The sequence below is a fragment of the Lutibacter sp. genome (assembly GCF_013041805.1).
In the GTDB taxonomy this organism is placed as follows: domain Bacteria; phylum Bacteroidota; class Bacteroidia; order Flavobacteriales; family Flavobacteriaceae; genus Lutibacter.
Map to the genome: position 1 here is coordinate 1 of NZ_JABDRI010000030.1, position 9,338 is coordinate 9,338.

12 protein-coding genes are annotated in these 9,338 nt (G+C 31.5%); 11 read left to right on the forward strand and 1 reads right to left on the reverse strand.

Annotated elements, in window-relative coordinates:
• The first annotated feature begins 58 nt into the window (after positions 1-58).
• From HKP59_RS04410 to HKP59_RS04460, 11 genes are all read left to right on the forward strand, one after another.
• Positions 59-664, forward strand: coding sequence for a LemA family protein (locus HKP59_RS04410; protein WP_291803822.1), 606 nt, complete (start codon positions 59-61; stop codon positions 662-664).
• Between the two features lie 2 nt (positions 665-666).
• Positions 667-1,104, forward strand: coding sequence for a TPM domain-containing protein (locus tag HKP59_RS04415; RefSeq protein ID WP_291803825.1), 438 nt, complete (start codon positions 667-669; stop codon positions 1,102-1,104).
• Positions 1,105-1,929 carry a YgcG family protein gene (locus HKP59_RS04420; RefSeq protein WP_291803828.1) on the forward strand — a complete coding sequence of 275 codons (825 nt, stop codon included), beginning with the start codon at positions 1,105-1,107 and terminating at the stop codon, positions 1,927-1,929.
• Positions 1,930-1,960: 31 nt separating this feature from the next.
• Positions 1,961-2,884, forward strand: a complete 924-nt coding sequence (locus HKP59_RS04425; RefSeq protein WP_291803848.1) for an MBL fold metallo-hydrolase — start codon at positions 1,961-1,963, stop codon at positions 2,882-2,884.
• Between the two features lie 5 nt (positions 2,885-2,889).
• Positions 2,890-3,426 (forward strand): hypothetical protein, encoded by a 537-nt coding sequence (locus tag HKP59_RS04430; protein ID WP_291803832.1) that lies wholly within the window; start codon positions 2,890-2,892, stop codon positions 3,424-3,426.
• A 136-nt stretch (positions 3,427-3,562) separates the two neighbouring features.
• Positions 3,563-3,997, forward strand: a complete 435-nt coding sequence (locus HKP59_RS04435; RefSeq protein WP_291803834.1) for a rhodanese-like domain-containing protein — start codon at positions 3,563-3,565, stop codon at positions 3,995-3,997.
• Positions 3,998-3,999: 2 nt separating this feature from the next.
• The gene (locus HKP59_RS04440; RefSeq protein ID WP_291803836.1) at positions 4,000-4,566 is read left to right on the forward strand and encodes a DUF3365 domain-containing protein; all 567 of its coding nucleotides are present in this window, start codon (positions 4,000-4,002) and stop codon (positions 4,564-4,566) included.
• Between the two features lie 4 nt (positions 4,567-4,570).
• Positions 4,571-6,028 (forward strand): FAD-dependent oxidoreductase, encoded by a 1,458-nt coding sequence (locus HKP59_RS04445; protein ID WP_291803838.1) that lies wholly within the window; start codon positions 4,571-4,573, stop codon positions 6,026-6,028.
• A 21-nt stretch (positions 6,029-6,049) separates the two neighbouring features.
• Entirely contained in the window at positions 6,050-6,214 is a 165-nt protein-coding gene (locus HKP59_RS04450; protein ID WP_291803841.1) for a hypothetical protein, read from the forward strand.
• Between the two features lie 43 nt (positions 6,215-6,257).
• Positions 6,258-6,530, forward strand: a complete 273-nt coding sequence (locus HKP59_RS04455) for a heavy metal-associated domain-containing protein (RefSeq protein WP_291803843.1) — start codon at positions 6,258-6,260, stop codon at positions 6,528-6,530.
• A 106-nt stretch (positions 6,531-6,636) separates the two neighbouring features.
• The gene (locus tag HKP59_RS04460) at positions 6,637-7,947 is read left to right on the forward strand and encodes an FAD/NAD(P)-binding oxidoreductase (RefSeq protein ID WP_291803844.1); all 1,311 of its coding nucleotides are present in this window, start codon (positions 6,637-6,639) and stop codon (positions 7,945-7,947) included.
• A gap of 41 nt (positions 7,948-7,988) precedes the next feature.
• On the opposite strand, the gene HKP59_RS04465 is transcribed toward HKP59_RS04460, so the two are convergent.
• On the reverse strand, positions 7,989-9,338 hold a 1,350-nt coding region (locus tag HKP59_RS04465), incomplete at its 5' end, for a TonB-dependent receptor (RefSeq protein WP_291803846.1).

A 9,338-nucleotide genomic window follows, 5' to 3' on the forward strand; every position in this document is an offset into this window, starting at 1 on the left:
AAAGGTAACAGTTTGCAACTAATAAATAGAAATAGTATTAATTTAAAATAGGAACAAAATGAAAAAGTGGTTAATTCCTTTAATTATTGTAGGTGTAATTGCATTTGCAGGGTATAGTTGGGTGACAGGTTTTTACAATACGGCAATTAAATTGAACGAAAATATTGAAGAGGCTTGGGGAAATGTTGAAACAGCCTATCAAAGAAGAGGTGATTTAATTGGTAATTTGGTTAAAACCGTTCAGGGTGCTGCAGATTATGAAAAAGAAACGTTGACTCAAGTAATTGAAGCAAGAGCAAAAGCAACTTCGGTAACTATTGATCCAACAAATATTACACCAGATCAATTAGCTAAATTTAATGAGGTACAAGGAGGATTAAGTGGCGCATTAAAAAGTTTATTAGTAACAGTAGAACGTTATCCAGATTTAAAAGCAAATCAAAACTTTTTAAAATTACAAGATGAGCTGGCAAGTACTGAAAATCAGATTTTAACAGCCAGAACACGTTTTAATGAAGCAACAAAGCCATTTAACAATCACGTTAAAACATTTCCAAATAACATATTAGCTGGATTCTTTGATTTCTCAGGAAAACCTTATTTTGAATCAGAACCTGGAAACGAAAAAGCTCCTGATGTTGAATTTGATTTTGGAAAAAAATAAGCATGTCTAAAATTGAAGCTTTTTTAACAACAGAACAAGAGCAAACGATTGTTGAAGCTATAAAAATAGCTGAAAAAAATACTTCAGGTGAAATTCGTGTTCATATAGAAAAGGAAACAAATAAGCCACCATTAGAAAAGGCTTTAGAAGTTTTTTATTCCCTAGAAATGGATAAAACAGAACAGCAAAATGGTGTTTTGATTTATATTGCTGTTGAGAGTAAACAGTTTGCAATTTTAGGAGATGAAGGAATTAATTCTAAGGTTCCAGAAAACTTTTGGGATTTAGAAAAAGAACTAATGCTAAGTCATTTTAAAAAAGAGGAATATTCCAAAGGAATTGAACTTGCTATTTTAAAAGTTGGAGAAAAGCTAAAAGAATTTTTTCCTTATCAGAATGATGACAGTAACGAATTATCAGATGAAATATCTAAAGGTTAAATGACTCCAAAAAAGAACATAGTTAAAAGATTTATTCCATTTTTTATTGCAATTTTGTTTGTACAGTTTGTTGCAGGACAGTATGCAATTCCTGCTAAACCAAAACTGCAAACAAGTGTATATGATTACGCTAATTTGTTATCAGCTTCTCAGAAAACAGCTTTAGAAAGTAAGCTTATTAATTATTCAGATTCAACTTCGACCCAGATTGTAATTGCTACTGTTGAAACAATTAATAATGAAGATATAGGTATTTTAACACCTAAATGGGCGCAAGAATGGGGAATTGGACAAGCAAAAGAAGATAATGGTGTTTTTGTTTTATTAGCAAATAAAGAGCGTAAAATTTGGATTGCACCGGGTTATGGAGTTGAACATTTATTAACCGCAGGAATAGGAGGAGAAATTACCAGAAATATTATAATTCCGGAATTTAAGAAAGGTGATTTTTACAGTGGCTTAGATAAGGGATCAGATGCTATTTTTGAAGTTTTAATAGGTTCATATAAAAACAATAAAGAACAACAAAGTTCAAGTAAAGGAATTCCTTTATTTGTTATTGTTTTTATAGTTTTCATAGTGTTACTCATCATTTTTTCAAAGAAAAACAAAGATGGAGGCGGTGGCCGTGGTGGATATAGAAAAGATAGTACAGCCGCAGCTATTTTAGAAGCCATAATTTTAAGTGGAGCAGGTAGAAGCAATAGAGGATTTGGTAGTGGAGGCTTTGGCGGTTCAAGCGGTGGAGGCTTTGGAAGCGGAGGATTCGGAGGAGGCTTTGGTGGAGGAGGTTTTTCAGGTGGTGGATCTGGAGGAAGCTGGTGATAAAATGAGTAGATTAAGTTTAATATTCATAATGGTTTTCAGTTTTTTTTCGTGTAAAGAAAAAGAGATTGAACAACCCAAAACAGAATTGTTAAGTCCTTATATCCTCGTTTTGGGGAATGCTCAGGATGCCGGATATCCGCAAGCTGGTTGTGAAAAGGAGTGTTGCCAGCGAGTTTATAAAAATCCTGAAAATAAAAGATTTGTTGTTTCTCTAGCTCTAATAGATCCAATAAGTAAAGAAAATTGGATTTTTGATGCTACACCAGATTTTAAGGAGCAATTAAAATTACTTTCTACACACTTAAAAGATCCATTAAATATACCTAAGGGTATATTATTAACACACGCACATATTGGGCATTATACGGGTTTAATGCATTTTGGAAGGGAAGCTATGGGAACGAAAAATATCCCAGTTTATGCGATGCCAAAAATGAAATCGTATTTAAAGAATAACGGTCCTTGGAGTCAGTTGGTCAATTTAAAGAATATAGAATTACATCCGTTGCAAAAGGATTCTATACTATTTTTAAATGAAAGAATTTCTGTTATACCAATTCAAGTACCGCACAGAGATGAATATTCTGAGACGGTTGGTTTTTTAATTGATACAAGTATTCATAAAATTTTATTTATACCAGACATTGATAAATGGAGTAAATGGGATAGAAGTATTACAGATTATATTGGAAAAGTTGATATTGCTTTGCTCGATGCTACTTTTTTTAAAGATGGAGAAATTAAAGGTAGATCAATGAGCGAAATTCCACATCCGTTTGTTGAAGAAAGTATGGATTTATTTAAGAACTTATCAAAATCAGAAAAGAGAAAAGTACACTTTATTCATTTTAATCATACGAACCCATTATTAATTGAAGGAAGTGAAGCTCAAAAAGCAGTTTTAAAAAATGGGTTTAATATTGCTAATCAAGGTGAAATCGTTAAAATGTAGTTGGGATGAATTCTTATGTTGAATTAGTAAAAGAATATCCAATCTATAGTGCAATGGTGCAATTTGCCATTTTAGGAACTTTAGGAGATATTTTTTCTAAATGGGTGCAGCAAGGTAAGGTTCATAAACCTTATAAGGTGTCTGTTATTCTTTTAAAAATGTTAGAATGGGCAATTATTGCTGTAACTATAAAATATGCTTTCACGGGTTTTCAGGGGTTTATTGATAGTTTGATAGCTCATCATTTATTGCCTGAACTTAGTAATTTTACAAGAGCATTTACAGTTTCGGTGACAATGAATTTACAATACGGATTGTTTCTTGTAATTTTTCATCGGTTTTTGGATAATTTAATAGCCAAGCAGCATAATTGGAAAAATATAGACAAAGGAATGTTCTCTTTAATTTGGTTTTGGATTCCTGCACACACAATTACTTTTATGTTAGAGAAACCTTTTCAAATTGGTTTGGCCGCATTATGGTCTGTAGTATTAGGTTTTATTTTAGGATATTACAATAGAGAAAATAACTTAAAAAGTTAAAACTCTTACATCAGTATCTATCATAGCTTGAATTTTCTCTAATATTTAGTCTTCAGTCGTTTAGTTCAAAGTAACTTTAGTTACTACTAAAATTTTTATTAAATTTATATTTACCAAAAAATCAAAAATAAAAAGAATGAAATTATTTTTCAAAATAGCAATACTGCTATTTATTACTAGTGTTATTAACGTAGGTTGCGAATCAAATCAGCAATCAAATAAAGTTAGTGATAGTTCAGTAAGCCAAATAAAACAAGGTGAGGTACAAGCATTGACTCCTTCAGAATTTAAAGAGAAATCTGTAAATCAAACAATTATTGATATTAGAACACCATATGAATTTAAACAAGGCTATATAAAAGGTGCTGTAAATATTAATTACTACAGTCGTAATTTTCTGGAAAATTTCACGAATTATGATAAGAATACTCCCATTTTTGTTTATTGTAGATCTGGAAGTAGAACATCATCAGCCGCAAAGAAATTAGCTAAAGCAGGCTTTCAAAAAGTATATGATTTACGTGGAGGAATTATGAATTGGGCTAGAAATAATAATCAAATAGAAAAATAATAATGTTAAAAAAACTAATTTTACTTTTTGTTTTAATTAGTGTAATTTCTTGTAAATCAGAATTGAGTAAAAAAGATGAAGCTTTATTTATAGCCAAAGGAAATGAAATTACACAAGCTTCTTTTAAAGAACTGAGTAGCAATTTAATGGCGCAAATGAAGCTAGGAGGGCCAGCTCAAGCAGTTCCATTTTGTAATGTGCAAGCAATGCCAATAACTTCTAAAATGGCTGAAAAATACAATGTTACAATTAAAAGAACTTCTAATAAAGTTAGAAATTCTAAAAATAATGCTTCAGAAAGAGAACTGGAAATAATTAGTAAGTATCAATCTTTACTGAATCAAGGAGAGGAATTGTCACCAATAGTTGAAATAAATAATAGTAATCAAAAGCACTACTTTGCGCCTATTCAATTAAATTCAAAATGTTTATCGTGTCATGGTAAACTTGAAGAACAATTGAGTGTAAAAACAGATTCATTAATAAAATCATTATATCCAAACGATAAAGCAATAGGGTACAATGATGGTGATTTAAGAGGGATTTGGAGTATAGTGTTTAAAAATTAATAAAATGGCAAAAGTAGTAGTTTTAGGTGCAGGTATTTCAGGTCACACGGCTGTCTCTTATTTGAGTAAATACTTAAAAAAGAACCATGAAGTGGTGATGGTTTCACCAAATAGTAACTTTCAATGGATTCCTTCAAATATTTGGGTAGGAGTTGGTTTAATGACACCAGATCAGGTGAAATTTAAGTTACCCCCAGTGTATGAAAAAATGGGTATTGACTATAAACAAGCCTTAGCAACATCAATACATCCTGAAGGAGATGCGGAAAACGAAAAAGGATTTGTTACCATAAAGTATGTAACAGGCGATCTTGAAGGAAAAGAAGAAAAGGTAACGTATGATTATTTAATTAACGGAACTGGACCGAAACTTAATTTTGAAGCTACAGAAGGATTAGGGCCAAATAAATTTACACAATCAGTTTGTACCTACGACCACGCAGAACATGCTTGGGGGAAACTTCAAGAATCATTCGAAAAAATGGAGAATGGAGAACGTCAAACATTTTTAGTGGGTACGGGACATGCTTTAGCAACATGTCAAGGTGCTGCTTTTGAATATATTTTAAATATTGCTTTCGAAATTAAAAAAAGAAAATTGACGCATTTAGCTGATATGTGGTGGATTTCGAATGAATATGAATTAGGTGATTTTGGAATGGGCGGCGCTTATGTAAAAAGAAATGGTTACGTAACTCCAACAAAAATATTTACAGAGTCTATTTTAAAAGAATATGGTATTAATTGGATAAAAAGAGCAGGAGTTCATAAAGTAGAAAAAGGGATAGTTTATTATGAAAACTTAAGAGGAGAGCAACATACAAAGGAATTTGACTTTGCTATGCTAATCCCTGGATTCGCAGGTGCTGGTATGAAAGCATTTAATAAAAATAATGAAGATATAAGTGCTGAAGTATTTGCAGCTAATGGAATGATGAAAGTGGATGCAGATTATACTCCAAAAGCTTATGAAGAATGGAAAGCGGAGGATTGGCCATCTACTTATCAAAGTGTAAAATATGAAAATGTTTATGCTGCGGGTATCGCTTTTGCGCCACCTCATGGTATGTCAAAACCAATGGAAAGTCCAAATGGCACAAAAATATTTCCAACGCCGCCAAGAACAGGAATGCCATCTGGAGTGATAGGTAAAATTGTAGCTCAAAACATAATTCATTCTATAAAAGTTGGAAAAATAGAGCACCCACATACTGCTTCTATGGCTAAAATGGGTGCAGCTTGTATTGTTTCAGCGGGTTATGGTTTATTAAAAGGTCAAGCTGCCGTTATGACCGTGAACCCAATAGTTCCGGATTGGGAAAAATATCCGAAATGGGGTAGAAATATTAAAGACACTGTTGGAGTAGTTGGAACTGCTGGTCATTGGATGAAATTGTTTATGCATTATATGTTTTTATACAAAGCAAAAGCGAAACCATTTTGGTGGTTAATTCCTGAGTAAAAAATCTTAAAATTTAAAATTATGAAAAAAAGTATTGAAAAAACAATTCCATATAGCAATATTTCATTTGGAACTGAACCAACAAGATTAGTTCGTTTTATGAGGGTTTGTTTTATATATCAAGTATATAACTTTTTTAAATTAAATTTAAAAGTGATGAAAATTGTTGTAGGTGGTCATTCTTAGAAAAATTATTTTGTAATTTTGCATTACCTAAAAAAATCATAAAATGACAACAATAGAAATATTAAATTTAAAATGTGGTGGTTGTGCCAACACTGTAAAAAAAGGAATTTCATCAATTGATGGAGTAAACGCTGTATCAGTTGATGTTGAAACATCAAAGGTAACTATAGACGCTACAAATGAACAAGTAATAGTTTTAGCTAAAAAGAAATTATCGAGTATGGGTTATCCAGAAGTAGGAGATGACAATACTATTGTACACAAAGCAAAATCTTTTGTGAGTTGTGCAACAGGAAGAATGACTGCTGAGGAATAGCCTATTTATAAGGTCGTATAATCCGTTTTTTGTGAATTAATTCATAAAAAACGGATTTTTTTATTTATATTTCTAGCCCTTAATTCATTAACTAAAAATATATAGAATGTCAAAACACTTTCAAGTTCTTGTAATTGGTGGAGGTACCGCAGGAATTATGGTTTCATCCATGCTAAAAAGAAAAAATAGATCATTACAAATTGGAATAATTGAACCGGCAGAAACGCATTACTATCAACCAGCTTGGACATTAGTTGGAGCAAATACATATGATTTTGATGCTACTGCAAAACCAATGTCTTCTTTAATTCCAAAAGGTGTAGAATGGATTAAAGAATTTGCTGAAACATTTGAACCTGAAAGCAATAAAGTAACAACCAAAGGAGGTAATGAATATACGTATGATTATTTAGTGGTTGCTCCGGGTTTAAGAATGGCTCCTGAATTGGTTGAAGGTTTACAGGAGGCAATGGATAAAGGAGTAGTTTGTAGTAATTATACAAACCCAAAGCACACTTGGGAAACTCTTAAAAACTTTAAAGGAGGTACCGCTTTATTTACACAACCAGCAACACCAATTAAATGTGGTGGTGCACCTCAAAAAATCATGTATTTAGCTGAAGAACATTATAGAAAAGCAAGCGTAAGAGAGAAAACAGATATTGTTTTTGCTTTACCAAGTGGTTCTATTTTTGGAGTTAAAATAATTGCAGATACATTGATGGAGGTAGTTGATAAAAAAGATATCAACGTTCGTTTTTTCCATAAACTTGTAAAAGTGGATGCCGATAAAAAAATTGCATGGTACGAAATTGTAAAAGATTTATCTGGTGGAGGTTGTGTTACTATTGCTGATGGAGATGAAGCATCTTTAGATAAAGAGATTCAATATAATTACAAAGATGTGAAAGTAACTAAAGATGGAGATTTATATGGAATTCATTTTGATATGATGCATTTGGCACCGCCTCAAGCAGCTCCAGAATTTATACAAAAATCACCATTAGTTTCAGAAGCAGGTTGGGTTGATGTTGACAGTAAAACCATGCAGCATACAAAATTTTCAAACATATTTGGTTTAGGTGATGTTTCAAATTTACCAACGTCTAAAACTGGTGCAGCTATTAGAAAACAAGCGCCAATTGTAGTAGAAAATTTATTGAAATTGATTGAGTCTAACACCATGAGCTCAAAAGAATATAATGGATATACTTCTTGTCCGTTAGTAACTGGATATGGAAAAATGGTATTGGCAGAGTTCGATTATAATCAAGTGTTTGAGCCAGACCCAAAATTAAAACAGTTCCCATTAATGATTAGTGATTCTTCTAAAGAACATTGGAGATTGTGGATTCTTAAAAAATATATGCTTCCGTACTTGTATTGGAACAAAATGATGAAAGGAATTGAAGTTTAGAAAATAAAAAAAACCGAGGTATTCACCTCGGTTTTTTTATGCTAAAATTTTAATGTTGCTCCAACTAAAAAATTTCGAGTAGCTTGCGGATAATAACCAGCGCCATCTAATGTAGTTGCTTGATTTGGAACAGACCAAGTATCATCATATGTGTAATAATATCCATTTGAAATATATTCAACATTAAAAATGTTATTTATCAAAGCACTTAATAAAATGGATTTAAAGATTTTGTTTGGTTTTATTTCGTATGAAACATTAAAGTCGTTTACAAAATAACTTTTTAATACGTCGTTTTTAGAAACGGCGCTTTCTAAATTCCCCATATATTGCTCTCCAACATATTTAGATAACAATGAAAATTGAATAGAATTTGTAGGTTTATAAGTAAATGCATTTCCAATAATTAAATTTGGAGAAAATGATAAATTAGTTGTTCCAAGATTAACTAATTCGCCATTTACAGGTGCAAAAAAGTCTACATTTTTATTTGCACTAATTGCAATATTAGGTTGTAAACCTAATTTATCAGATAAAATAACTTGCGCGTCAATTTCTAAACCAAGTCTATAACTTTTTCCGCTGGTTGCTCTTAAAGGAGCTCCTGTATCATCAATAGCTCCGGTTAAAACCAACTGGTCTTTATATAGCATATAATATAAATTTGTATTTATTTTAAATGCTTCATTGTTAAAACGCCATCCTAATTCAAAATCGTTCAATTTTTCAGAAGTATTTACTCCGTTTTCGAAATCGTTCCTATTCGGTTCTTTATTTGCTCTTGCATATGATAAATAGAAGCTATTGTTAGCGTTAGCTTTGAATGTTACCCCGGCTTTAGGATTGAAAAATGTATAATTTTCGTCAACATTTATAGGGTCTCTATCAGAGGTCAATCCGTTTGTGTCAAACTTGACAAAACGAGCTTGTAAATCGGTAAATAATGTCCAAGAATCATTTAACTCATAGGTTAATTTACCAAAAATATTAGCATCATTTTTCTCTGTTTTACTTTCATAATAACGATCTCTTATATCAGAATTACTTGCAAATTCAGCCCAAATAATTTCACCAAAATGATCTCCTTTATAAGTGCTTAATGATGTTCCAAAAATAAATTCTAGATGATTGTTTGTATAAGTAGCATTTGCATTCAATACATAAAAATCGTTATCAAGCCAGCGTCTTCTAATTAAATCGGTTTGGTCGATAGTTTCACCACCAATAGTAATTGGAGTTAAATTGTAATCTGAAAAATCTTCACCTTCTTTAAACTGTTCATAATAACCACGGCCATATGTATAATTTAAACCTATAGTTGTAGACCAATTGTTTGATAGTTTTTCGTTCCAATGAAGTTGATAATGATCTTGATTGTAATTATCAATTTC

What these genes read in the sequence shown, in the direction of transcription:
- HKP59_RS04460 (WP_291803844.1), top strand. Translation starts at nt 6,637, where the DNA reads ATGTCAAAACACTTTCAAGTTCTTGTAATTGGTGGAGGTACCGCAGGA.
- HKP59_RS04435 (WP_291803834.1), top strand. Translation starts at nt 3,563, where the DNA reads ATGAAATTATTTTTCAAAATAGCAATACTGCTATTTATTACTAGTGTT.
- HKP59_RS04415 (WP_291803825.1), top strand. Translation starts at nt 667, where the DNA reads ATGTCTAAAATTGAAGCTTTTTTAACAACAGAACAAGAGCAAACGATT.
- HKP59_RS04455 (WP_291803843.1), top strand. Translation starts at nt 6,258, where the DNA reads ATGACAACAATAGAAATATTAAATTTAAAATGTGGTGGTTGTGCCAAC.
- HKP59_RS04425 (WP_291803848.1), top strand. Translation starts at nt 1,961, where the DNA reads ATGGTTTTCAGTTTTTTTTCGTGTAAAGAAAAAGAGATTGAACAACCC.
- HKP59_RS04410 (WP_291803822.1), top strand. Translation starts at nt 59, where the DNA reads ATGAAAAAGTGGTTAATTCCTTTAATTATTGTAGGTGTAATTGCATTT.
- HKP59_RS04420 (WP_291803828.1), top strand. Translation starts at nt 1,105, where the DNA reads ATGACTCCAAAAAAGAACATAGTTAAAAGATTTATTCCATTTTTTATT.
- HKP59_RS04440 (WP_291803836.1), top strand. Translation starts at nt 4,000, where the DNA reads ATGTTAAAAAAACTAATTTTACTTTTTGTTTTAATTAGTGTAATTTCT.
- HKP59_RS04450 (WP_291803841.1), top strand. Translation starts at nt 6,050, where the DNA reads ATGAAAAAAAGTATTGAAAAAACAATTCCATATAGCAATATTTCATTT.
- HKP59_RS04445 (WP_291803838.1), top strand. Translation starts at nt 4,571, where the DNA reads ATGGCAAAAGTAGTAGTTTTAGGTGCAGGTATTTCAGGTCACACGGCT.
- HKP59_RS04430 (WP_291803832.1), top strand. Translation starts at nt 2,890, where the DNA reads ATGAATTCTTATGTTGAATTAGTAAAAGAATATCCAATCTATAGTGCA.